Genomic DNA, 24212 nt, shown 5'->3' with positions numbered 1-24212 from the left:
AAACACAGTAAATATCAACAGGAAAAATTAGTTCGCGCAATATTAACGCGAATACATTCCTATTAAATTTTAGCTTCGGCTTTTTTGTACTACATTCTTATTGCGAATAGACTCAAACTTTGGCTACTTTTTTATCACTTCATCCCGAAAGTTCAAGATGCCGCCTACTATTCCGGCGATAGTTGGTAGCCTTTAAACTGTACGTTCGCTCATTTTTGAAGGGTAAGAGGAATTAATAGCTTACTGTGTAAGGTTTCAAGGTGATTGTGGATCTGATGGTGGTGATACCATGTAATACTTGGCAAAGGTAGATCAGATTGACGTAGTATTACACGGTACGAAGGAAGTCAAATCTTGCCGTGTAATACTTGGAAGCTCGGACAGCGGCGTGATGAAAATGGTAGAGTCAGGAAGGTGATAGAGAGTAAGCTGACAAAAAGCCTGAAGCATTCGCGACTCTGATGGGCGATTGGTTTTTCGCTTTGGATTGCCGTCATAAAGACCAGCCAAAGATTGTTGCGTTTGCTGGAGAGCCTTCCGTACCACAAACTCCATCAAGGTAAATACGCGCAAAGCTATATTCAAAATGAACATTAAGCCAGTAATTCGGTCTTCATTTTGGAAGTAAATGGGTAGGGCTGGCAAGGAACCTCTTTTAAAACGGTGAAACCCACGTTCCAAGAGCCATTCATCCCGGTAATACATGACAGCTTGTGGTAGGGTCAGTCGAGTGGTCGGGGCGTTAGTGACATACAGTCGCCATCCGGCCAAGGTTTCTGAAAGCTTAATCGCATCATCAATCTGCTGGATATGAAGTTGAAGAGAAATACTAGTTACTTCCTCAGTGGGAGAATTTTTTGATGGTCGTCCTCGTCCCACAGGGCGAGTTTCAAAGATGATTTCTTCTGTAATCGTGGTTGAGAAGAAATCGTTGACCCGATAGCGCTTGAGAATGTTTTCTACTTTATGGCCCAGTTGCTCCCGGTCGTTACCAGGCTTCTTTTCTAATTTATCCAGAGCAGCTCTAGCCGTCAATATGCGTTGCTGTTGACCACGGATGGCAGAAGCCGCAAGGCTTTGGGAATAAACTACCAAGTAGCGTTCTAGCCAACGTACCCACTTGTGGGTTTCTTCGTTGAACCAAAACTTGCCTAACTCTACTTCAAAACCCTTTCCCACAGCAGGTTCTTCTTCGTCTTGTCGCGGTAAACGAATGGACACTGTTTCTGCTGGTGGGGAGAGTACCCACTGTTTGAGATATTGGGGGTGTTGTCCACTCATGGGTACAGGGAAGCAATAAACACCTCCATTGGCGGCAATTTGGGCGCGAGTTGCCATCGAGCCAGCTTTACAATCAGCGATGAAGACAAAATTTTTGTGTCCCATCACCTTTGCCATTTGTTCCCAGGTCGGAAAATATAATGGGTCATCAGCGCCATTACCTTCTAGGGTAGCACTGAGCAGTGGCATTCCCATCGGGTCGAGGGTTGCCAGTAATTGACGGTATTGCAATAAGTCTGGACGCTTGTCTTTGGAGTACCCATGATGCAGTAGACTTTCTTGTGCTGATTCTCCCTGTTGATGATTCACACTAAAACTAGTTGTATCAGCTCGTGCCACTTCTGTCGGTAATTCGTAGGCCCGAATCAGATGTCGTCCTAATTTTACTTCGATTTCCCGCCTAGCCTCTGACTGCTTACCTAACTCTTCAACTACCCTTGCCAATCGGTCATCAGTAGTATCTTTTTCCTTGAGCGACCACCCCGTACTTAACTCTAAAATCTGTTGGTGTGCCTGAACCCAGGCTTCCACAGCAGATAACCGATGGTCTGACTGGGTAATTATATATGTTAATAACAATACACTCAATTGTCCGTAGCTGAGTCCTTTGTGGTTTCCATGTGGTGGAGTGAGTTTTTGGTCAATACATTTGGCTATTTCCATCTGTTTGAGCCATTCCACAATCAATGGAATATCGTCTATTCGCTCGGAACTTATTTCCACTGTTTTTCCTGTGATCTATTCAGACTCTTGTGTATCCTGGTGAGTCAGTGCCGCAATAAAATGATTCAGGGCTTTGAGTGCTGCTTTGTAGCCTGGGGCTAGCATTGTCTCTCATCACCTGTTCCAAGTAATCTGCTCTCGTCATCCCAAAGCATTCAGCAGCTATCCCCAAAGCCTTCCAGGTTTCATCAGTTACCCTTAAAGAGCGCACTTGACGATAATCATCGTCTTTGAGTGCGAACTTGCCTTGAATGTCCCGCTTCCACATTACTCTTATCCCTTGTATTACATCGTTAAACTAACCAAGCCTTCCCCAAGTATTACACGGTATCACCACCATCAGATCCACAATCACCTTGAAACCTTACACAGTAAGCTATTAATTCCTCTTACCCTTCAAAAATGAGCGAACGTACAGTTTCGACGCAGTTGAGCATCAAGCAAATAACGTTTATGGAAATCGACCGATTACAATTGGTCAGGGGTACAGTACCATTGCTTGGATACCAGAGGCCGAAGGTAGTTGGGCATTACCATTAAGACATGAACGAATTACCAGGCAGGGATTGTCCCATTGATAAAGCAGTATGGCAACTCAAACAAGTTTGTAAATATTTACCACAACGACCGATTTCACTATGGGATAGTGAATATGGATGCGCTCCCTTTATACTGAAGAGTGCCAATATTCCGGCTGATAAATTAATTCGACTTCGTTCTAATTTATGTTTATGGACTGCACCACCAGCTTATTCTGGTAAGGGCCGACCTCGTTTACATGGAAGCAAGTTTAAGCTCAATGATTCGACGACTTGGACAGCAGCAATTGAAACTCAAGAATTAGAACATCCTCAATTAGGACAATTAAGAATTAGTTTATGGAGTAACCTGCATTTTCAAACTGCTCCACATCAACCAATGCAGCTGATTCGCGTCGAGCGGATTGACCAATTGTACTCTTCTAAAATGCGAGCACCTTTATGGTTGATTTGGATTGGCCAAGAAATGCCGCCCTTGGATGAAATTTGGCAGTTATATTTGCGACGTTTTGGTGTTGACCATTGGTATCGTCTGGCAAAACAACGTCTTCATTGGACTTTACCAAAGTTAAGTACACCCAAACAATGTGAACGATGGAGCGATTTGATGCCAATTATTACTTGGGAACTTTGGTTAGCGCGTGAAATAGTCCAAGATCGACCTTTACCTTGGCAAAAACGGTTGACCAAATTAACTCCTGGTCGTGTTGCTCAGATTGGTACACCTACTAGTTCTCCTAAACTCCGGGGAAAGTCTCCCGGTTGGGAAACAGGACAACAAAGGGTGCTTCGGACTCGTTATCCTATAGTTAAAAAAGCCTTTTCTCGAACTAAGAAAAAGACAAAAACTTAATTTTTTCGACTCGGAATTCCTAATTTAATCAAGTTCTTTTGACTCAGCTAACTACTGAGTGATTTCGCTTGGTATTCTCCGTTTAGACATCGCACCTTCGGTGCGATAGTCTAAACTCCAGTGACTACACTACCTAAATATTGTCTGGCTACATAATCGGTCTTTTTACCTTTTTTCCTGTCTCCGGTTTCATCTATTACCACTGTAATCTTCTTGCCATCTAATGCTTTCTTTAGTTTTTTTAATCTTCTTTGTTTTAATTTATCTACCGACCAATCAGAATTGGCTATAAAATGATGTAATGATTGGGCCGAGTTTATACTTACAACTTTCGCTATCTCTGGTAATGATTTTCTTTTGATTGGTGACATTATTACCAAATGTAAATATTTGAAGCACTCATAATTTCTTACTTCCTTAAACAGGTCTTTATCCCGCATTTCTCACAAACAATAAAAAATCAATTTACATGACCTGATGTAAGACTTTTTTTTGATACATCATCAATTGAAATTTAGGTAGGGAAATAAGTTAAGTATAATTCAGGATTTATCAAGATAAAATAGTTACTCTATTTATCTTAGTACTGAAATCGAAATGCTGTGTTCATAAAATTAAACATTACAAAACCGGGCTTAGATAAAACCAAGCCAAAGTCTCATTAATTAGAGACTTAGAAAATGCACCTTGACTTTAGATTAAGCGGTATTTGGGAGCATTTTTAAGCATCTGTAAGCAGCAGCAAAGATATGTTTGTACGGACAAGAGCTAGTAATCGCAACTAAAATTCGCCCGGCGCTTACAGTAATCAATGCGCCTAGTTTTAGTAATTTAGTACGAATAGTTCCGACTTGAGCGTTTTGTAGTTCCGTCTTCGCTAAACATTGTTGACGCAATGCGTTCATCAAAACGTAAGCCAGAGAAGAAAACCATAATCTTAATTGATTTCCAGCGAATGTATGGGTGCTGGTTCTATCACTAAAAAGTTCAAGTTGTTGCTCCTTAAAGCGATTTTCCATCTCGCCTCGCTTACAATATTTTTGCGTGTAGACTTGAGCAGGAGGTACTTTATTGGTAGTTAGTGAAGTAACCACAAAACGAACCAGTCTGCGATTCACACCATGTCATGATATCGTCTCTGGAATAGGCACTATCTCCTCGGACTAAAATCTGGACATTACTCCATTTCTCACGAATTTGTTTAATAATTCTCTGTAATTCTTCTAAAGCCCCGGCTGCTGGATCTACATTTGAAGGTCGTAGCTTGGCTGCCAATAAGTGTTTTCCACAAAAAATATATAGTGGAGTATAGCAGTATCCTGCGTAATAAGTATTGAAGAAAACTTGCTCCTGATTACCATGTACTAAATCATCAGTTACATCCAAATCTAAAATAATTTGTCGTGGTTCTTTGGAGTAAGATTCTAGAAATATCTTCACAAATAGACTTTCAATTTCTGATGGAGAATGCCCAATTTTATGATAACGATTGTCTGCTCCTTGTTCTAGATCATCAGGACAATGTTCGAGACGGTTTAATGTACTTTTTCCGGCTAAAATCACTGGCTCATTTTCTCTACCAATTCTTTTTCCTAATGCTATAGCAAACATTGGCTCATGACGTAATTCCTCGTGATCATTTAAGTCTTCATACCCCATGACCAGACCGTATATCCTTTGTGTAATTAAGCTTTCTACTGTATGGTCAATTCGATTTGGTTTTCGGTAATCTTGGAAACACTGTGCAAACTGTGATGTTATTTGTAGTTTTCTGTCTATTTCAGCAATTAAACTTAATCCGGCATCCGATGTTACCTGTCCACCCTGGAAATTAACTACAACTGGGGGCGATTTTGGTTGCTCAAATTTGAACTGTTTTGGGAGTGAGCGCGAAGCTTGTTGGGTCATACTTTATAACTGCTGAAATCCTTGCTATCTATACATTTTAGCAGGTTTTTACCCCCTTTTTCTCAGCGTTTGTGAGAAATCCGGGATAAAGTTACAGAAACTTACAGGAAGTTCAGAAAAAAGTATAAAGATTTGATAGAAAGCCACTCTTTATGATATAAAGAAAAATATTAAATTTATGAAATAAATCTATGAACAACTACCTTCTTGTAATTAGGATTTTTAGTAGCAATACATTACTTTATCTGATAACTTCAATCCCAACAATGGCACAAGTTATTCCAGATGCTACTTTGCCGAATAATTCTTTAGTTATCCAACAGGGTAATACCAGCATAATTGAAGGAGGAACGAGGGCGGGTGGCAATTTATTCCATAGTTTTGGTGAGTTTTCTGTGCCTACTGGTGGGGAAGTATTTTTTAACAATGCTGTGGATGTGCAAAACATTTTGAGTCGGGTTACTGGGGGTACAATTTCTAATATTGATGGGTTGATTCGGGCTAATGGTGCTGCGAATTTATTTTTGCTTAATCCGAATGGCATTATTTTTAGCCCAAATGCTAATTTAAAAATTGGTGGTTCGTTTATAGCTTCTACGGCAAGTGGTTTGAGGTTTGCAGACGGAAGTTTTTGGAGTGCGAAAAACCCGCAATCTTCACCTTTATTAACTGTTAGCGTACCAATAGGTTTACAATTTGGAACTAATGCCGGAAGTATTATTAATCGCTCGCAAACGCCAGCAAATGATGGTTTGATTTTTCCTGGTTTGTCAGTACAACCGGGCAAAACTTTAGCGTTAGTGGGAAATGGGATAACGCTGGAAGATGGAGGTTTAACGGTACGAAATGGGCGCGTTGAGTTGGGTAGCGTTGGTGACTCAAGTTTGGTTGGGTTAAATGCGATTGATCCAGGTTTTGCTTTAAGTTATGAAAATGTGCAAAATTTCCAAGATATTCAATTATTATCGCAAAGCTTAAATTCTTCAGTATTTGGCGAAAATGTCCAGCTACAAGGTAGACAAATCATACTTAAAAATAGTCCTGATTCTCTCGATTATTCACAGATTCGCTATCAAAAAAATTTAACTTTAAATGCTTCAGAATCAATAGAAATTAGCGGCAAAAGTATTGTCAGTTCTGCTACTGTTGATGAGCAAGCTGTGGGAAGTTTGTCGATCGCAACCGGAAGTTTAACTATTCGTGATGAAGCAACTGTATCTGATAATTTGGGCGGAACTATAACGATTACAACCAAAGAATTAACAGTGAGAGATGGAGGAAAAATTCTTACTTCTACCTTGAATAATGCAAATGCAGGGAATTTAATTATCAAAGCATCTGACTTTGTAAAAGTGAGTAGAGGGGGCGGGATTTTCGCTTTAACTGAACGTGATTCTACAGGGAATGGCGGCAATTTAACAATTGATACTCGGCGTTTGGAAGGAACTGCGATCGCCACCCAAAGCTACGGACAAGGTTTCGCCGGAAAATTGACTATCAATACTGTAGAACCTTTGCCAGAGGTAATAGAAAGAGGAATTATTCCCGATCGCACTCTTCCCATCAACTCCACAGTAAAAGCAGGTTTCAACACTACCTTAATTGAGGGAGGAACACAAGTAGGAAATAATCTATTTCACAGTTTTGAACAGTTTTCCTTATCCACAGATAACACCGCTTATTTTAACAATAATTTAGATGCTCAAAATATTTTCACTAGAGTAACAGGTAATTCAATTTCTAATATTGATGGTACGATTCAAACCAATGGAACCGCTAATTTATTTTTACTCAATCCCAATGGAATTATTTTTGGGAAAAATGCCTCGCTGAACATTGGCGGTTCATTTTTGGCAACTACAGCAACCAACTTTTTATTTGCTGATGGTAAAGAGTTTAGTGCAACTGCTACTCAAACCACACCTTCGCTATCAATTAGCATCCCAACAGGCTTACAATTTAGTAACAATACGGGGGAAATTATCTATCAATCTACAGGGGAAACAGTTAATCAATTAACTGGTATTCGTAACAATAATTTCCGAGTGCAAATCGAGAAAAGTTTAGCATTAATCGGCGGTAACATTACATTAGATGGCGCTAATTTAAAAGCTACAAATGCTCGCATTGAATTGGGAGGAGTAGCAGAAGCAGCAACAGTTGGATTAAATCTTGATAGCAACAGTATCCGCTTAACTTTTCCTAATGTAGCCTTAGCAAATGTATTTCTGAATCAAGCAGAGGTTAGAGTTGATAACAATTTGAATAGCCAAGAAAGTGGCACTATTCGAGTTACGGGTAAGCAAATTGGGCTTGTTGGTTCTGCGATCGAATTTTCTACAGATAAACCAGGAGATTTTATTATTATTAATGCCTCAAAATCTGTAAATATTGTCGATAAATCTAGGATCGCAGTTATCCTTGGTGGTAGCTCAGATGGTAAAACGGGAGATTTAATTATTAACGCTTTAGAGTCAGTGCAATTAAAAGAAAGCACTATAGGTGACAATCGTAATAGTGGAGGAAACATTCGTATCCAAACAGGAAAGCTGACTCTTATAGGAGGGAATGAACCTACTGCTATATCAACTTTGAATATAGATCGGCAAGGGGGAAATATCCAAATTGATGCTTCAAAATCTGTGGAATTAATTGGTTCAACTAAAATCTCTTCTCAAACGATCGCTAATAATTCTTCAACATCTCCCACTGAAGCACAAGGCGGAAATATCACTATTAACACTGGAAAATTGTTAATTCAAGCATTAGACAAATTTGCAATAATCACAACAACAACTTCTTCTACTGGCGATCCTTCGGTTGCTGGTAAAGCGGGTAATTTAACAATCAATGCTTCACAAGAAGTAGTATTAGAAGGTCAAGCTAAATTATTAACTTCTACTAGCACCAAAGGATCTGCTGGAGATCTAACAATCCAAACTAGAAATTTGCTAGTCAAAAATGGAGGACAAATAATAGCTGAAACTAAGAGCGATGGTGCTGGAGGAAATTTAACTATAAAAGCAAATTCTATAGAAATTAGGGGAAAATCAATTGAAAATTTAACTCCAAGTGAATTGGGTGCAGCTAGCGGATTTAGGTTGCCTAATAACTCAAAAATTATTAGGAAAGGAACTGCTGGAAACATCAATATTGAAACTGAGCGATTGATTGTGAGGGATGGAAGTAGAATCACTGTAAGTAGTTTTAGTCAGGGAAAAGCAGGTTCAATTAATGTTAAAGCTAACTCGATTTTGTTAGATAATCAAGCAAACTTAAAAGCTGATACTTCAGGAGGTGGAGGGGAGATTAATTTGAATGCAACAACCTTAATTTTGCGCCGAGGTAGCAGCATTACTACTAATGCTACCGGAGTTGAAATTCCTGGCGGTAATATTAGTATTAATTCTGGTGTATTAATTGGTTTAGAAAATAGCGATATTACTGCTAATGCCGAGGATGCAAAAGGAGGTAAAATTCAAATTGAAACTCAAAGTATTTTTGGTGCAGAACCTCGTACTAGAGAGCAATTAGAAAGGTTTTTGGGTTCGGATACCGTTTTAGATCCTAGCCGACTTTCTTCGAGCGATATCACTGCTTTTTCCCAACGTCAAGGGCCAAATTTACAGGGGACGATCGCAATTAATACCCCTGATATCGATCCTAATTCTGGATTAATTGAATTACCCGAAACTTTCATCGATCCAAGCAGTTTAATAGACCAACGTTGTTCTCCTCAACTAGAACAAAGTACATTTATAATTATAGGTCGAGGTGGATTACCAACTCCACCAAATGAAGCCATTAATGCTGATAGTATTTGGGAAGATTGGCGGATAACATCTAATAGTCAAACAACAACAAAATTAAATTCATCTAATAAAATTACCCCAGAAAATATCAACCAAAAACTAGAAACAATTGTCGAAGCACAAGCATGGTACAAAGATGTTAAAGGCAATATAGTTTTGACGGCACAAACTACTTCTGTAACCCCTCAAAGCAGTTGGTTAAATTCTCCCAATTGTCCAGCACCAAATACAAATTACTCTTCTAAGTTACCATAGGAGAAACGAAATATGAAACGGTTTTTACGATTCTTCATTCCGGTAATTTTCGGATTAATTTTGAGCTTTGCTATTCATAATGTTTTTCCTGCCAAAGCTCAAATGCCTGTGGCTAACAATTCAACTTTAACCCTGGTACAAACTGGCAAAAATCATTATGATTCAGGGCAATTTTCGCAAGCAATACTCAACTTACAAGAAGCTGCCCAAATTTATGAACGGAATGGGGATAAAATCAAACAAGCACAAACTTTAAGCTGGCTGGCTTTAAGTTATCAAAAATTAGGAGATTGGCAAGCTGCCACTAATGCGATCGAGAAAAGTCTTGCATTATTAAACTCAACAAGCGACAAAAACGAACAAGTTCTCGCTCAAGTTTTGAACGCTAAAGGACGTTTACTATTAGCTACAGGAAAAGCTGAAAATGCTTTAGAAACTTGGCAGAAATCGACGATTTTATATGCCAAAGTTGGTGATGAAATTGGGGTACTCGGTAGCCAAATTAATCAAACGGAAGCGATGCAAGCTTTGGGATTACATAGACACGCAGAAAAACTGTTTGCGGAAATTGAAAAAACGCTAAAAGCACAACCCGATTCTTTTCTGAAAGCGACTGGTTTACGTAATTTGGGAAAGGTGCTGCGATTAGGGGGATCTCTTGATGAATCTGAGAGAATTTTGGGTTTAAGTTTGGCGATCGCCCAAAACCTACCTAACTCCACTCAAGCCCAAAGCGAAACCTTACTAAGTTTAGCAAATACTGAAAGAACTTTAGCCAAAAGAGCCGAAAATTTAAAAAATATTGAAACTGCTCGAAAATATGTTCAAGCTGCGTTAGAGAAGTATGAAAAAGTTGGTGCGATCGCAACTTTACCTCTCACCCAAATCCAAGCAAAACTCAATCAACTAAGTTTACTCATAGAAACCAATCAAACCTCAAATCTTCAACCATTATTATCTCAAATTCTCTCCCAAATTAACAGCTTACCTCCTAGCCGAGAATCAATTTATGCTGCTGTTAACTTAGCAGAAAATTGGTTAAAACTAAAAAATGAATCTGCAACTTTAGTCAACTCTCCATCTATTGAAACAATCTTAGAAACAGCCGCTCAAAAGTCCGAAAAACTGGCAGACAAAAAAGCTCAATCCTACGTTTTGGGAACCTGGGGTAAACTATCCGAAAAACAGCAAAATTGGGCAAAAGCCAAAAACTTTACCCAAACAGCATTACTACTCGCCCAACAGATTAGCGCCCCAGATATTGCTTATCAATGGCAATGGCAACTAGGGCGCTTATTTCAAAGTAGCTTTAACCAAAATGCTCCCAGTAAAGAAGCTATTTCTTACTATACAGAAGCCTTTAACACCTTAAACAACTTACGCAGCGATTTAGTTTCTCTTAATCCCGAAATTCAGTTTTCTTTTCGCGAAAATATCGAGCCAGTTTATCGAGAATTAGCTAATTTACTTTTACTTTCTCCCAATCCAAGTATTGATAATCTAATTAAATCTCGGAATGTAATGGAAGCGCTTCAATTAGCCGAAATTAACAACTTCTTTCGAGATGCCTGTGCCACAGCAGAACCAGTAAATATTGATGAATTAGATCGGCAAGCAGCAATTATTTATCCAATTATTCTCAAAGAACGGTTAGAAATTATTGTTAAATTGCCCGGAAGAGATAACTTAAGGCACTACAGCACAAATATATCTGAAGTTCAAATAGATAATGCAGTAGAACAACTGCTCACTTCTCTAACTAAACGCAGTACCAGCTTGAGTAAAATTAAAAAAGATTCCCAACAAATTTATGATTGGTTAGTTAAACCATTGGTAACTGACTTAGAAAATACAGCTAATCAAAAATCAATCAAAACTTTAGTATTTGTCTTAGATGGCTCATTAAGAAATATTCCCCCAGCTGTTCTTTATGATGGTAAACAGTATTTAATAGAAAAATATGCTGTAGCCGTTACTCCTGGGTTACAATTAATTAATCCCAGACCTTTATCTAGAACAAATCTCAAAGCAATTATTGCAGGAGCTTCCAATGCGCCTAGTTTTCAGGCAGAAGGGCTGAGTCCGATAGATAATGTAAGTATAGAATTAGCCACAATCAGAGAACAAATCAGCCAAAGTGAGAAGTTAGAAAATCAAAATTTTCAGCAAGAAAAGATAGAAAGCGTAATTAATTCTGCTCCCTTTAACTTAGTACATATCGCCACTCACGGCAAATTTAGTTCCAATCCAGAAGATACTTTTCTGTTAGATTGGAACAAACGAATTAAAGTCAAAGATTTCGATAATTTATTGCGAATTAAAAAGTCAAATGAGCCAAATTCTCTTGATTTACTTATCCTCAGTGCTTGTGAAACAGCCGCAGGCGATAAACGAGCAGCTTTAGGATTAGCAGGAATTGCGATTAGAGCCGGAGCAAGCAGTACTTTAGCAACATTATGGCAAATTAACGATGCTTCCACAGCTGAATTTATGGCTCTGTTTTACCAACAATTAAATAACCCACAAATTAGCAAAGCGGAAGCTTTACGAAATACCCAAATTGCTTTTTTAACCAAGTACTCCGATACAGATTACGATCGCCCTTATCATTGGGCAGCTTTTACTCTTGTCGGAAATTGGTTGTAACATTGCCAGCGATCGGTTCTTTTGCCAAACTTTGTAACCCGACATTGCGATCGCTCAATAGCTCAATCCAAATCTGCTGAATTTCAGCATTTTGTGAGTTATCTAATCGCAGTTGAGCTAGTTCAGTTAAAGCATCATACCAAATACTATTTTGGGCATAAGCCGCAGTTTTTTCTAAGGAATTTTTTGCCGAATTCAACGCATTTTCCAGATTGCTAGAAGGCGAAACTCGTCGCACTACTCCAGTCACAGAAGCCGGAGCAATTCTAGCTGTTCTTTGTGAATTAGGACAATTAATTTCAAAATACCAACGGTAAGTTTTTCCAACTTCCAGAACTTTAACTGTTGGTGGAAGAGTGACGCTAACAATTCCTGGGGTAGCTGTTAAATTAAAGCGAGTTCGATAAACATCTTCATCCCCATCCTGCAAGGAAAACTCCCCGCTAGGTGCTTCTTCTGAAGTATAGGGTACATAAACCCAAAAAGTAGGACGTTCTTTAGTAGTTAACTCCAAATTGTTAGCACCTACTAAAGCAGTTAGAGGAGGGCTTTCCTTTTTGTACAAACAGTTACCACGACTACCAGTTCCTTGGTTGGTTCGTGGAGTTCCCCTGTTCGGTGGGTCTGGATTTGCCAAAATAAAACGAATTTTTATCTGGTCAGCGTTGTTTTTACTTACTTGCTCTATTTGGGCAAGTGATGGAGGTAAACTAATTGCTGTACTTATTAGTACACAGCTAATCAAAAATGCTTGTTTCAATTTGCTATACATAAGTTGGTTTTAAAGTAGCGATATATACTAATAAAATACTTCTCTAAAGTAACTTATTCTTGGAGGGGCGACAACTATGCCCGCATTTCTCACAAACAATAAAAAATCGGCTCTCCCGTACTTATGGGGATAAGTAAATCTTATTTAAATAAACAAGCTAACAGCTTTTCCGAAAATAATCCGGGCAGAATTTAACCAGCTTTTGAGTCGCTTAAATCCAATTTTTACGGTTGAACTAGTTTCATAAATGTCGCGGAGTTCCTCCTTTAGTTGATCTGCTATTCCTAAGCAAGCTGAATCTTTGAGTAGACTAGCTAATTCAAGTTTTTCGGACTCAATTAAATCTGCTTCATTCTTCAAACATTTAACAGCGATTTTTTCAGCCTTTTAATTCTAAATTTAACCGAATCTTATTAAGTGCTTTATTCACTAGTTTCATGACATGAAATCGATCGATTTTCCTTTACCCTTTTCTCGGCTAAACTCATCGAGGCTTAAGCGTGACGGAGTTCCCCAGTCTTTTTTTTTTGACGAGCGATTCGTTTAAAGATATTTTCCACTTGGTTAGGACTTAATTGTTCATTTTCGCTGACTTGTTCAATAGTTAATTCTTTCACTCTTTCATAAATATAATTTTCATAACGAATCGTGTAATTTCGTCCCATTTCTTTAAATGATAACCGTTCTGTTGGTGCTTTTTTACAGTGAACACAATGAAATTGTCGGCGGGGGACTTCTAAGTAAACTCCTTGACCACAAATGGCTAAATCTCGGACTAAATTTGGACGATTTTGATGCAGATTATCAGTATAGTGTCCGCAGAATGGGCAGTTAATTCCTGAGTTTAACAACTCTAATTTTAGGATAAAGAATCCTTCTTTTTGATAAGCGGTGAAAACCGTAACGTTCGGTAAGTTTAATAAGGTATCTAGATGAAAGTCCATCGTTCTTTCCGGGTAAAATGTAGTTATAACTACATTTTACCCCATAATGTCGCAAGACCCATCCCAAACCCCTAGATATGATTCGAGACTACATTGACTAAGCCGCATTTTTGTTTAAGCCCTGCTAATAAAGTGGTAAAAAGATGGTGAAAATCAACCTGAATAATTATTTAGATTTCGGTTGATTCGGAATCTTTTCTAATTCCTGAAGCATCGCGCTAACCAATAAATGCAGTTCTTTAGTTGACATATCTTTTCTAAATTTCTTACCCGTAACTTTTTCTGCAAAAGCGGAAGCAGTTATTTTCGACCATCCCAACTTTTCCATAATCGCTGATGATTGTTCTTCTAAAGAACTCCGGGAAAGTTGACTATTTTCTGAGCGTGATTTGGGTTCAGTTTCCGGGCTGATTCGCTCTGCTATATCTTCTAGATCTTGAGTGAAAAATTCGCTGGCTCCAGTAGCAATTAAAACGGCTGCAACTAGACTTCTTTTCTGCGCCATCTTGCAGATAGTATTTACTGCATCATAGATGCGAGGATTAGGCTTACCATCCTTAGTGTAAGTGAATCTGTAAAGCAATAGTCTGAATTTCTTGGCTAATGCGATTTTTTTCTTCTAGACCACAGGCTTTAACATAATCTTTGTAGCGCCCAGCAATTTGGTGCGACAGAGAGGGGAAATAAGTGTATAAATAGCTATTATTTTTGTAGCCAAGTCGTCGGACAACTTCTAGTAGAGACGGCGGTGGAAATTCTTCTAATGCTGCTTCTAAAACAGGTTGAATTCTTTGCTGACGCTCCAGTTTTCGATAAGCAGCATGATTGAGTTGAATTTGAGAGCAGAGGTTGGAAAAATGATGTTGTAGAACTAAAGGACGATAGTTAAGACGGCGTGCAACATCCTGTAAGGATGGCGGTGGGTACTCCTGAAGTACCTGTTGAAGGACTAACTGAATAACTTGTAATTTTTCTAAATCTAATCTTCTTAAATGTTTTCTGGTTTGAGAAGCTGGAGAGGGTAAAATTATGGCTTGATTCAAGCCATCATCAACTAAGACTTCTTCAGTTAAAAAATTCAGCAAGGAAATTTGTAAGCGCTCCGTAAATTGTAGTAACTTATCAAGTTGTGGTAGAGTTGCGTCCTGATACCAACAACTCAATGTTGTCACATTAATTCCCACAAAGCGAGACAAAGCAGTGACATTACCTCCATAAACTTGATGGATATAACGAGAGAATATCTGCTGAAGTCTATAGCCTTCTCTGGGTAATTTATGACTAGATGCTAACCTAATTAATTCGCCAATATTATGGAGTATATAACTTAAGTGATTGTCAAATGTTTCGGCTTCTCTTAAACCCGGAACAGCTTTTTTGCTAGGGCGTTTTCCTAGCCAATGACCACATTTATTACAATATCCAGGTCGCGAGTTTCTACAAAGAACTAGCTGCTGCTGATGACAATAAGGACACTTGGAGAGTAGACGATGATGGTGAGAGGGACATTCCTCAATAATTTTAATTGACCACAGCAGCGGTTCATAGATAGTTTGGTCAGTATTTAGCCACTCTTGATAACAAATAGGACACCAAGCACGAATGGGACGCAGCAAGCCTCTTTTAGAAACAATTTCTGCTAACGGTAGTAAGGTAAGAAAATGCAAATCCTTCCGTGAGGTAAGAGCTTCTAAAGCCATTACTAGATGTGTCGCCGTCAACCCCATGCCATTAATTGCAGTTCTATCTCTGTCAGTCCCACATACTTTACTAATACTCTCAAATTGAGCGAATGATAAATCTTTTTCTCTCCTAATTAGCGGAGCAATTTCAGCGAGAATCAATTGGGAGACATTAACACAATGCTCTTGCGCGAGTCGAATTAAGTAACTCGTTAAGCTTTCTGTATATGGAGTGCCAACTCCAATCGGTTCTAAATGATAAAAACGACTTCTAGGAGGAATTGCAGGTTTTTGCACATCCCAAGATGGATAGAGAGTAAGTTGGAATTGTTCCATATTACTTAACTCCTACAAGGGTGTCGTTTGGGTTTGGGTTGACCCACTTGTTTGGGTCTTTTTCTGTTTAAATTATTGCCCGAATGGAATGAGGGAAATAGCTGCGAATTCAGGTTACTTTGTCCAGGTGTTACTGACAACCCAAGTTCAGCGCGTAGTTGTTCAACTTCGGCTTCAATTTGAGCATGATTGTACTCACCCTCCAAAATTTTCTTAAGTATATTTCGGCATTGAGCAACTCCTAAAGCTCGTCGCTCTAAATGTTTTTTTCCCACAGTAGCAGCGCCTTCTGCTATCGCATCTGCCAGGGCATTTCTCAACCAATTCTTGAGAATACCCACACAGCCCAAACTCCGCTCATAACAATAGTCCCAATTTGATAATAAATCTGGCGCTTCTGGCAATGGTAGATGTAGTTGAAAACCCCAAACTATGCTTTGGAATATTTCTCTGTCCTCTTTAATGTCGGCACGATATCGAGGAAAATGTACATAAACACTACGTCGGCTCAACTGGTCGCCGACATCGTGCAGAGTGAGTAATTCGTAAGTCCCAACTAACCCATGAACTACCTCAGTACGGTTAGCTAATGACTTAATTGCTTCTGGTAAATCTGTGAGTTTGCGTCCACTGGCTAGCATCAGTAGGTGGTGTGCTTCATCAATAAAAAAGATTTTCGGTTTTCGGTGTTTTAAAGCTTGTTCTAATGCCCAAGCTAAATCAGTTTCAATCACTTTAGATTCAATGATGACTTGACCATTCTCATTTCGATAGATTCCTCTTGTACCATAGTCTATTTTCTGGTCAATCAAGGGTTCATTAAGCGCAAATAAACAGCGTTTGATATGGTCTTTAGAGTTAAACAGCCCTGACTTTTGGATGACGGCTTCAACACTAGCCACTGGTAAGCGCCCTGGGTCAGTTTTTAGTTCTTCTAATGTTGACTCAATCAACCATTTTTCCATCAACAATCGCAAAGTTGTTTTCCCAACTCCGGTCGGCCCATAAATAAAAATTACCCGCGATTCTCCCGACTGATTAACTAGCAGCTTGAGTAAATTAACGGCTTCTGACAAACGGGGATGTGCCATTGTGTAGTTGTCAAAGTAAGCTAATCTTTCTTCTGGAGATTGGGTTAGTAGAGATGGGGGAAATTGTTGGGGATAAGACATGATTAATAAGAGTCAAAAAGTTGCAATTCCTGGGGATTAATCGAGAGACTGTTGGCGCTTGGTTGGAAGGGTGAAGAACTCTCTTGAGTTGTCGGGCAGTTTGCTTCTGATTCTGGCAATTGGCTATCAATTTGAGTTGTCACAATTCCATCATCAATTACTCGAAAAACTTCCGTCATCTGAGCATCTATTAGCCGTTGTGATAGTAGAACTTCCTCCGCCTCTGCACTGGTTAAAAATTCAGCCAACTTTTTGGCTCTAACTAAGAATTGCTTTTGATGATTTTGCTGTCGTTTTTGTAACTCGGCGGTGGCTAACCAAATCTCTTTTTCTGAGCGCCCTTTCAGGATGGAATAATATTCGCTAATACATTTAACCCATTGACCTCGGATATAGGCATAGGCAGTACCCGCATCAAATGGGTCGTATCTGATATTGACATAAGTGTGATGAATTTCTGGGTCTTTAAAGGTATTAGACCAGTAGCGAATACCGCGAATTTGTATTCCTTGGCTGGGATGAACTTTGACTTGCCCTTTGGGTGTACTTGGTAAGGTTAATAGTTTCCAGTTTTCGTCATTACAAATTTGCCGATGGGAACGATTGCCGTATTCTGCTAACCCCGTTGTAAAAGCTGACCGAGGAGAAACTCCCAAAGCTGGATGTGCGGTGGTGTCGTACTCTGAGTAAGCCCATTCGCATAAGTATAGATACAAACTACCTAAAGTCCACACTGCCAAATTTTTCGGATTGTTCGATTTGGTGACTAACCTAACGTTTTTTGTGATTTGGGTATTCCCTGTCAGATTGTAGAGGAACTGGGTATTGGCAGTGCCAAATAATCGTTCGCCGACTCCACTAAATCGTGATGCGGTTGGGGGTCGATGTTTGAGTGTGCATTCAAACCAAGCTAATAGGCTTTCAAAGTAAGTACTGTGAAACTCTTTGCCGTTGTCAGTGATGATAATTTGCGGTAGGCGAGAATGCCGCATGACGCAAATTCGCAGTACCATCATGCAACTGCGATAGGAAGGCGGGTCAAAAGTCATATAGACCGCTAGGATTCTCCGGCTATAGGCATCGACGAGAAAGGTAGCCCAAGGTCTGCCCAGTACCAGTCCGGTTTTTGAACACCGAACTTCTATATCTAGCTGGGTATGGTCGATATGACCAATCTCGAAGGGACGGTCTCCATGTCGGGGTGTGGTCAGTTCTAACTCCCAGTAAAAAGGTTGCTGTGGGTAAGCAGCCCTTTTTCCTTGTCGTTTCAGGGTTTGAGTGTAGCCTGAATGCCGTTTGATTTCTTGAATGAATGTCTTGTAGCTAGGAATTTGGTTCTCTGGAATTCCGGCTATTGAGCAGGCGTGGACGAAAGCTCCATAAACTTCAGATTTTCTTTTTTGTTTATGGGTTTCGTAATCTTGGCTAATAAACTTGGTCATCAGTTCTAAAATCTGTTGGGGCAGTTTGCGGTGACGGTTGCCCTTGGCATGAGAGGCACTTAGCAGCCCGATGTAGCCATAGCCGTACTTTTGCTGCGCGATGCGATATTTAGCCCGCCAAGAGCGCAAGGTGCGTTCTGGTATAGATGTCTTTTCTGTTGATTGACCGGAAAAATGGGCTTGGAGTATTCGATAGCGCTGATTGGCTTGTTCTAAATCAGCAGGACTGGCTTTTTTGAGTACATCTTTCCATTCGGTACCCGAAGTGCTTGACTGAGTAGGGTTTAAAGCTGTGATTTTTCCTAACTGAACCAGGCGGTTAAACTCTGCGTGTCGTAATTCGACTAACTTTCCTGACTGATGACGCAAAGTAATTTCTGTTTCCCCGCTTTGAATAATCGTGTAGTTTCTGCCATCCCAGGAAATTGGTGTAGAGGGTGCTATATCTACAAAGGGTAGACTGATAGTAAGTACCTATGCAAAAATAATTGTATATTACAAAGATAATTGTATATAGTAAAGCTAGGAACAGTAAAGGGGAGAGGGAAATGCGATTTATTAGAGACTTGACACCAGAAACAATCAAACTGCTCCAGAGAATATATAAACAGAGCGCACATTATCAAGTGAGAGAGAGAGCGCATTGTATTCTATTAAGTTATCAAGGAAAAAGAATTGAGGAATTAACCGAAATATTTCAAGTAAGTAGAAATACGATATATAACTGGATGAACGATTGGGAAGAACACAGATTAGTAGGATTATATAATCGCCCAGGTCGGGGGAGAAAGCCAACATTTACAGAAGAACAAAAGCAACAAATAAAAGCCTGGGTAAAACAATCGCCTAAAAATTTAAAAAAAGTAATAGCAGAGATAAAAGAAGAATGGGAAATCACCGTGAGCAAGGATACAGTTAAACGAGTGATAAAAAGTCTAATCATGTGCTGGAAAAGATTTAAAAGAGGATTAGCAGGTCAGCCAGACCCCTTAGAATATGAAGAAAAGAAGCAAGAGCTTACCTTATTAAAACAACGGGAAGAAGCGGGAGAGATCGAACTAAGATATTTGGATGAAACTGGATTTTGCTTAACACCTTATGTGCCTTATGGATGGCAAGAAAAAGGCGAAATAAATTCCCTAAAAAGTAGCCGAAGTCGGCGGCTAAATGTCCTGGGGATAATGAGTCGCTCTCAAGAATTATCTGCTTATATATTTGAAGGGAGAATCACTAGTGAAGTCGTCATATCTTGTCTGGATAAATTTGCGGAAACTCTGACAAAAAAAACGTTTGTTGTTCTGGATAAAGCCTCATTTCATCGAAGTCAAAAAATTGCGGAGAAAATCAGTGAATGGCCACAGAAAAATTTAGAGATATTTTGGCTCTCATCCTACTCTCCACAACTTAACTTAATCGAAATTCTCTGGCGATTCATGAAATATGAATGGATAGAAATAGATGCTTATTCTAGCTGGCAAAATTTAGTTGATTATGTGGAAAAAGTCATTCGAGACTTTGGCAAAGAATATACAATTAATTTTGCATAAGTACTTACCATGAAATTTGTCAGCCGTTCTAGCGATTTTCTCACCTCTTGGCAACGTCCATAAATTTCCCAGTATTGCCAACCACTGTTGGGTAGATCCCAATTAGCCAGCATTTGGATAATGATGCGGTTCTCTTGGGTCATTTTTTATTTAACTAACAGCGATCGAACATCAGAGAAGCGATCGCTTATTTGACGATCCTTTTGCTGCTCTCTTAGCCGCAGATGAAATTCCGGTTTTATTAGAAAGATGGCAAAAAGTAGGCGATGATTTAACTAAAATCAAAGCCAAACGCACTAGGTTTATTGCTATACGTACTCGCTTTTATGATGACTTTTTGATGTCGGCGCAATTGTTAGCGTCACAGGTGGTAATTTTGGGTGCAGGTATGGATGCTAGACCATTTCGCTTTCCTTGGTGTATTGGAACTTGCGTTTATGAGGTCGATCGCCCGGAAGTTTTAGATTATAAAAATTCTATTCTCCAAGATGTACCTGCTAAATGTATTCGCTTTGTTATCAAAGCTGATTTAACAGATAAGCTGTTAAGCATTTAAACAGGGATAAGAGCATTACCTTTATTTTTAAGTTTTCGCTCCCATTTAATAATTAACTGTCCTTCATTTAAAAGTTGATGTAATAAATATTCTAATTCTTCGATTGATTTAAATAGTCGATTAGCAATAAATTCTTTTGTTGAATGCCAAACTAATTCAATTAAGTTATAATCCGGGCTATATTTCGGGAGAAACTCTAAATGAATATTGGGCATTTCAGCGGCAACTTTCTGGAGATATTCTGCCTTTTTATGAAAACTAGCATTGTCGAGAATTATCACTATTTTGGCTCCTTTTTCAGCAAATTCATCGGCTTCATTGCCAGCAGCTACCCATTCACCAATCAATTCTTGATAAAACAGTTTTAGCACTTGATAAAAACTTTCTGAATTGCTTTTATCCAGAAATTCCACAAACCTTTTCTTGTCGGAATACCTCAGCCCTCCCATTACATTAATCCGACCCTTTCTTCGATCTCCTCTCACCTCTTTTCGGCTACCTTTTTTACACCAATTCTTTCTTTTTATCACGCTTAAACTAAAACCGCTTTCGTCCCAAAACCATACTTGTAAACGTTCTGGATTCTCTTTTTCTATTTTTAAATATTCGGTTATCTTCTTTTTAAATTCTTTTCTTTTTTCCGGCTCTCGCTTTCCCTCTAAGCTGTACTTCGCCCAGAGGTAAACGAACTTTTTTTGCTCTAATATTCTCCTAACTTGCGACCCACTTAATTTTATTCCTGTCGTTTCTGCTAAATATGTTGCTAACCTTTGTGCCGTCCATCTGCCAAATTCGTATCCTAATTCTTTGGGTTCTTTATCTACTGTCTCTAATAATATTTCTCTATATTTATCTGTAGCTTTTTGATGATTACCCTTCATCCTTTCATCGACTAGGCTTTCTAGATTATCTGGATCTCCATGTACGCACCAATAAGATACTTTATTTATTGAACAGCCCAGAAATTCCGCTATTTTAGCTTGAGTTTTTCCATCATTTAGCAACAGTAACATCAGAATTCTTTCTCTAATGTTTCCATTTTCTTCTTCTTTTAGGGCTTTTTGTAGCTTCTCTACTTGTTCTAAGCTCAGATGATTCTTTGCTGGCATTTCCTGACTCATTTTGCTCGGTTGACTTTTCCATTTTACCCTATTTAAATGATTAACAGCTTAATTGGGTTGATAGTTTATTAAGTCAGGGGTTTTCTGTTAGTCATCCTTCAATTTGGTTACTTGAAGGAGTGTTAATGTATTTGCCCCAAATCGCTGTTTTAAAATTGCTGCAAACAATTTCTCAGCTTAGTGTTGATGGTAGTTTTTTGGGTGCTGATTTTGTTAGTGTGAAGTCGGTTGAAGTTGGGGAAAAGGCTAGAGAAAGCGATCGCGGAAGAGTGTTACGACATTGGCAGTTTGGGTGCGATCGACCGGAAGATTTATTGCACAATTATGGTTGGGATGCTACTGTCGTTCAACCAGGGGAAGATGGTGCTAATTTTGGGCGTTATAGTGAGTGTTCACCATCACGGGTTATTCCTGGTACAAGACAGGTTTTTTTAGTCACAGCTAAGAAAAATTCTTCTGTTATATTCAGGCAATAAATTTAGCTAAAAAACTTGGTTAATATTATTGATAAGGGCGACAAAATCAGGATAATCCTTATGTTTAAAGCATCTAGTCTGCCAAAAAGAGTTTAGATGCCTAGATTTCGCATCCATAATAATCCTTAAATGAGGATAGTTCATTAAAAAATAAAATTATGGATTCTGAAAAAATTATCCAAATTCGGGAGCAGTTGGGTATATCGCTTTACAAAAATATAGCTATTGCTGAGTTTGAAATTAGCGGTGATACTGGGGAACTAATAGCTATTAGTGGTAGATCAACTCGCCCTGGAACAGTTGGTTTACCTCAACAGCCTTTATTTGTCACTTATGAAGTACCACCTGGACATTCACGGGCTTATGATAGTGAATATAAGCTACTGGAAGAATTGGCATTCCGATATGCTCAAACTCCAGAAATCGAAGGAAAAATTAACCTGTTTACGGAAAGATCGCCCTGTGATTCCTGTACTAATGTTATAGAACAGTTCCGTAGACGGTTTCCCAACATTGTCCTGACAGTAAACTATGCAGGCGAGGCTTAAAGGAGTTAGTGGTTATGTACCTAGATCGGGTCAAAAAACAACTGATAGAACTAAAACTGGCATCGCCAGATGAACTACTGGGATGTACACAGGATGAAGTGGTTGAACTTGAGGAAAAATTAGGGATTTTGCTGCCAAAAGCTTATCAGGAATTCCTGTTATTGATGGGACATGGTGCGGGTAGATTTCTGCGAGGTTCGGATTGCTTTTTTAAAGATTTGTTGGTTTTAAAACGTTGGGCGATCGAGCTTTTAGAAGAAAATAATTTTCCTGAATCTTTGCCAGAGGATGCTTTTGTCTTCTTAATGCACCAAGGGTATCAATTCAGCTTTTTTAGAGTTTCCCAAGGAGACGATCCGCCAACTTATTCTTATTGTGAAGGGACAGATGAAACAGCTTTTATTAAAAGTCATGATAAATATAGTGATTTTCTGATGACAGAGGTGGAAATTCACGCGAAATATTTGTATTCAGAGATTACTCTATAAGGGACAATCCGTTGTGTCTAAATACTCTTGAAAATAGCTATAAACAAATCCTTGAATTTCTCTATCATCTGGATATTTACATAGGGCAAGTAGCCCGGTTAAGTGAAGACTTACCGCAAGGTAACTAACCATTAAACGATCGCACCTGTCTCAACAGCCTGTTGTGGCGCAGAATACCAGCATGACCCATTGCACCATTCGATTTCACCAAAAAAACTAGCAAATTTTCTGTGTAATTCATTACTATTATTCAGCTACTTATTGACAGTAAATTTTTTAACAAGAGCAGCAGTTTCTTCTGGTTTTCCCTCTGAGGAAAACACTAAAACGCTCTTAATTTTCGGGTTATTCATCAGTTCTTTTAACCGATACAACTGCTCGTCTGAAATAGCTACTCCTTCATACTTCTCGGCATAAACTAGCTCTTGGTTGAAATTAGCATCGTTATAAGTTTGAATGAAAACTCGATCGACATTCCAATTTGACCAATCAGCTGCAAAATAACGTTTACCCCAATAAGGATTATGATGACACAGATCGAAACTAACATTTGGATTAGCTTTTTTCATGTCATCTCTCATTTGCTTTACGAAATTTGTTAAATGGGTGGTGCGATCGACTTTCCCTGGTAAATCAGCATGATATCCTAAGTAATCATCCCATTGAACTGCATCAATTGTAGGATACTTTTGGACAAATTCTACTAAAATACTTTTGAAAAGCTGAGCTACTTCTGGAACTTCCACATCTAGTACATAGTGTTCGATTTCTGGATAGGTTTTATCAACCCCTGGTACAATCCATCTTTTAGCAATTGCTTCATCAAAAATGGGGCTATTTTTGTCAATTTTAATTCCCTTTTCAAAATAAGCATGGACTTGCATTCCCTGCTTGTGCGCCTCATCAATCAACCATTCTAACCATTGCTCTTTAAATTGGTTAGGACAACTTTTGTATCCAAATGTTTGTTACATTACATCGCTTTTATACATTGTACAACCGTTTCCCCATACTCCATGAATAATTGTATTAATTCCTTGGGAGCGATAATAACGAACTCGTTCGCGAATCGTTTTTTCATCAGCATTATTATCCCTCTTTTGTCACTTTC

At 38.9% G+C, this 24212-nt stretch carries 19 protein-coding genes and 4 pseudogenes; 8 read left to right on the top strand and 15 right to left on the bottom strand.

Translation table 11 applies throughout. The features are described from left to right. Nucleotides 1-312 precede the first annotated feature (312 nt). Both ACE1CA_RS13215 and ACE1CA_RS13210 read right to left on the bottom strand, forming a co-directional pair. Nucleotides 313-2004, bottom strand: coding sequence for an IS1634 family transposase (locus tag ACE1CA_RS13215; RefSeq protein ID WP_486517816.1), 1692 nt, complete (start codon nt 2002-2004; stop codon nt 313-315). A gap of 19 nt (nt 2005-2023) precedes the next feature. Then, on the bottom strand, nt 2024-2272 hold the full coding sequence (locus tag ACE1CA_RS13210; RefSeq protein ID WP_486517992.1) for a hypothetical protein: 249 nt from the start codon (nt 2270-2272) through the stop codon (nt 2024-2026). 136 nt (nt 2273-2408) lie between these two features. On the opposite strand from ACE1CA_RS13210, the pseudogene ACE1CA_RS13205 reads away from it, so the two are divergent. Continuing rightward, nucleotides 2409-3396, top strand: a pseudogene (locus ACE1CA_RS13205) (transposase); the annotation flags it as partial. A gap of 125 nt (nt 3397-3521) precedes the next feature. Here the strand turns inward: ACE1CA_RS13205 and ACE1CA_RS13200 are convergent. Then, nucleotides 3522-3827 (bottom strand): annotated as a pseudogene (locus ACE1CA_RS13200) (transposase); the annotation flags it as partial. A 267-nt stretch (nt 3828-4094) separates the two neighbouring features. Next, nucleotides 4095-5304 (bottom strand): annotated as a pseudogene (locus ACE1CA_RS13195) (IS1380 family transposase). 266 nt (nt 5305-5570) lie between these two features. Here ACE1CA_RS13195 and ACE1CA_RS13190 point away from each other — a divergent pair. Both ACE1CA_RS13190 and ACE1CA_RS13185 read left to right on the top strand, forming a co-directional pair. After that, the gene (locus ACE1CA_RS13190; protein ID WP_413277472.1) at nt 5571-9371 is read left to right on the top strand and encodes a two-partner secretion domain-containing protein; all 3801 of its coding nucleotides are present in this window, start codon (nt 5571-5573) and stop codon (nt 9369-9371) included. 12 nt (nt 9372-9383) lie between these two features. Beyond that, nucleotides 9384-12017: a CHAT domain-containing protein gene (locus tag ACE1CA_RS13185; RefSeq protein WP_413277473.1), complete on the top strand. Its 2634-nt coding sequence runs from the start codon at nt 9384-9386 to the stop codon at nt 12015-12017. On the opposite strand, the gene ACE1CA_RS13180 is transcribed toward ACE1CA_RS13185, so the two are convergent. From ACE1CA_RS13180 to ACE1CA_RS13145, 8 genes are all read right to left on the bottom strand, one after another. Next, entirely contained in the window at nt 11992-12789 is a 798-nt protein-coding gene (locus tag ACE1CA_RS13180) for a DUF928 domain-containing protein (protein WP_413277474.1), read from the bottom strand. The two genes, ACE1CA_RS13185 and ACE1CA_RS13180, sit on opposite strands and share 26 nt — an antisense overlap. Nucleotides 12790-12933: 144 nt before the next feature. Then, on the bottom strand, nt 12934-13149 hold the full coding sequence (locus ACE1CA_RS13175; RefSeq protein ID WP_413277475.1) for a hypothetical protein: 216 nt from the start codon (nt 13147-13149) through the stop codon (nt 12934-12936). Between the two features lie 19 nt (nt 13150-13168). Continuing rightward, nucleotides 13169-13228: a hypothetical protein gene (locus tag ACE1CA_RS13170; RefSeq protein WP_459563600.1), complete on the bottom strand. Its 60-nt coding sequence runs from the start codon at nt 13226-13228 to the stop codon at nt 13169-13171. 55 nt (nt 13229-13283) lie between these two features. After that, the gene (locus ACE1CA_RS13165; RefSeq protein ID WP_413277476.1) at nt 13284-13733 is read right to left on the bottom strand and encodes a transposase family protein; all 450 of its coding nucleotides are present in this window, start codon (nt 13731-13733) and stop codon (nt 13284-13286) included. A gap of 166 nt (nt 13734-13899) precedes the next feature. Beyond that, entirely contained in the window at nt 13900-14316 is a 417-nt protein-coding gene (locus ACE1CA_RS13160; RefSeq protein ID WP_413277477.1) for a hypothetical protein, read from the bottom strand. Continuing rightward, nucleotides 14291-15751, bottom strand: a complete 1461-nt coding sequence (locus tag ACE1CA_RS13155) for a TniQ family protein (protein WP_413277478.1) — start codon at nt 15749-15751, stop codon at nt 14291-14293. Before ACE1CA_RS13155 ends, ACE1CA_RS13160 begins: the two co-directional genes overlap by 26 nt. Nucleotides 15752-15756: 5 nt before the next feature. Then, nucleotides 15757-16923, bottom strand: a complete 1167-nt coding sequence (locus ACE1CA_RS13150) for an AAA family ATPase (protein ID WP_413277479.1) — start codon at nt 16921-16923, stop codon at nt 15757-15759. Between the two features lie 2 nt (nt 16924-16925). After that, nucleotides 16926-18734, bottom strand: a complete 1809-nt coding sequence (locus ACE1CA_RS13145) for a DDE-type integrase/transposase/recombinase (RefSeq protein ID WP_413277480.1) — start codon at nt 18732-18734, stop codon at nt 16926-16928. A gap of 179 nt (nt 18735-18913) precedes the next feature. Here ACE1CA_RS13145 and ACE1CA_RS13140 point away from each other — a divergent pair, with 179 nt between their 5' ends. Next, complete coding sequence (locus ACE1CA_RS13140; protein WP_486517814.1) at nt 18914-19912, top strand: IS630 family transposase; 999 nt, start codon at nt 18914-18916, stop codon at nt 19910-19912. Here the strand turns inward: ACE1CA_RS13140 and ACE1CA_RS13135 are convergent. Next, nucleotides 19855-20055 carry a hypothetical protein gene (locus ACE1CA_RS13135; RefSeq protein ID WP_486517813.1) on the bottom strand — a complete coding sequence of 67 codons (201 nt, stop codon included), beginning with the start codon at nt 20053-20055 and terminating at the stop codon, nt 19855-19857. The genes ACE1CA_RS13140 and ACE1CA_RS13135 overlap by 58 nt on opposite strands. Before the next feature lie 20 nt (nt 20056-20075). Here ACE1CA_RS13135 and ACE1CA_RS13130 point away from each other — a divergent pair, with 20 nt between their 5' ends. Then, entirely contained in the window at nt 20076-20468 is a 393-nt protein-coding gene (locus tag ACE1CA_RS13130) for an SAM-dependent methyltransferase (RefSeq protein WP_486517975.1), read from the top strand. Here the strand turns inward: ACE1CA_RS13130 and ACE1CA_RS13125 are convergent. Next, nucleotides 20465-21577: an IS630 family transposase gene (locus tag ACE1CA_RS13125; RefSeq protein WP_486517950.1), complete on the bottom strand. Its 1113-nt coding sequence runs from the start codon at nt 21575-21577 to the stop codon at nt 20465-20467. The two genes, ACE1CA_RS13130 and ACE1CA_RS13125, sit on opposite strands and share 4 nt — an antisense overlap. 137 nt (nt 21578-21714) lie before the next feature. Here ACE1CA_RS13125 and ACE1CA_RS13120 point away from each other — a divergent pair, with 137 nt between their 5' ends. From ACE1CA_RS13120 to ACE1CA_RS13110, 3 genes are all read left to right on the top strand, one after another. Beyond that, entirely contained in the window at nt 21715-22065 is a 351-nt protein-coding gene (locus ACE1CA_RS13120) for a hypothetical protein (RefSeq protein ID WP_486517812.1), read from the top strand. Nucleotides 22066-22223: 158 nt separating this feature from the next. Next, on the top strand, nt 22224-22613 hold the full coding sequence (locus tag ACE1CA_RS13115; protein ID WP_413279719.1) for a deaminase domain-containing protein: 390 nt from the start codon (nt 22224-22226) through the stop codon (nt 22611-22613). A 14-nt stretch (nt 22614-22627) separates the two neighbouring features. Next, complete coding sequence (locus tag ACE1CA_RS13110) at nt 22628-23101, top strand: SMI1/KNR4 family protein (protein ID WP_413279720.1); 474 nt, start codon at nt 22628-22630, stop codon at nt 23099-23101. Nucleotides 23102-23355: 254 nt separating this feature from the next. Here the strand turns inward: ACE1CA_RS13110 and ACE1CA_RS13105 are convergent. After that, nucleotides 23356-24192 (bottom strand): annotated as a pseudogene (locus ACE1CA_RS13105) (family 10 glycosylhydrolase); the annotation flags it as partial. Between the last annotated feature and the right edge of the window lie 20 nt (nt 24193-24212).

Origin of the sequence: Floridaenema evergladense BLCC-F167 (assembly GCF_041929205.2) — a bacterium.
Lineage (GTDB): Bacteria > Cyanobacteriota > Cyanobacteriia > Cyanobacteriales > Aerosakkonemataceae > Floridanema > Floridanema evergladense.
This window is presented reverse-complemented; position numbering and strand designations above follow the sequence as displayed.

What these genes read in the sequence shown, in the direction of transcription:
- ACE1CA_RS13135 (WP_486517813.1), bottom strand. Translation starts at nt 20,055, where the DNA reads ATGACCCAAGAGAACCGCATCATTATCCAAATGCTGGCTAATTGGGAT.
- ACE1CA_RS13115 (WP_413279719.1), top strand. Translation starts at nt 22,224, where the DNA reads ATGGATTCTGAAAAAATTATCCAAATTCGGGAGCAGTTGGGTATATCG.
- ACE1CA_RS13150 (WP_413277479.1), bottom strand. Translation starts at nt 16,923, where the DNA reads ATGTCTTATCCCCAACAATTTCCCCCATCTCTACTAACCCAATCTCCA.
- ACE1CA_RS13190 (WP_413277472.1), top strand. Translation starts at nt 5,571, where the DNA reads ATGGCACAAGTTATTCCAGATGCTACTTTGCCGAATAATTCTTTAGTT.
- ACE1CA_RS13155 (WP_413277478.1), bottom strand. Translation starts at nt 15,751, where the DNA reads ATGGAACAATTCCAACTTACTCTCTATCCATCTTGGGATGTGCAAAAA.
- ACE1CA_RS13210 (WP_486517992.1), bottom strand. Translation starts at nt 2,272, where the DNA reads ATGTGGAAGCGGGACATTCAAGGCAAGTTCGCACTCAAAGACGATGAT.
- ACE1CA_RS13180 (WP_413277474.1), bottom strand. Translation starts at nt 12,789, where the DNA reads ATGTATAGCAAATTGAAACAAGCATTTTTGATTAGCTGTGTACTAATA.
- ACE1CA_RS13110 (WP_413279720.1), top strand. Translation starts at nt 22,628, where the DNA reads ATGTACCTAGATCGGGTCAAAAAACAACTGATAGAACTAAAACTGGCA.
- ACE1CA_RS13185 (WP_413277473.1), top strand. Translation starts at nt 9,384, where the DNA reads ATGAAACGGTTTTTACGATTCTTCATTCCGGTAATTTTCGGATTAATT.
- ACE1CA_RS13125 (WP_486517950.1), bottom strand. Translation starts at nt 21,577, where the DNA reads ATGCCAGCAAAGAATCATCTGAGCTTAGAACAAGTAGAGAAGCTACAA.
- ACE1CA_RS13120 (WP_486517812.1), top strand. Translation starts at nt 21,715, where the DNA reads ATGTATTTGCCCCAAATCGCTGTTTTAAAATTGCTGCAAACAATTTCT.
- ACE1CA_RS13140 (WP_486517814.1), top strand. Translation starts at nt 18,914, where the DNA reads ATGCGATTTATTAGAGACTTGACACCAGAAACAATCAAACTGCTCCAG.
- ACE1CA_RS13165 (WP_413277476.1), bottom strand. Translation starts at nt 13,733, where the DNA reads ATGGACTTTCATCTAGATACCTTATTAAACTTACCGAACGTTACGGTT.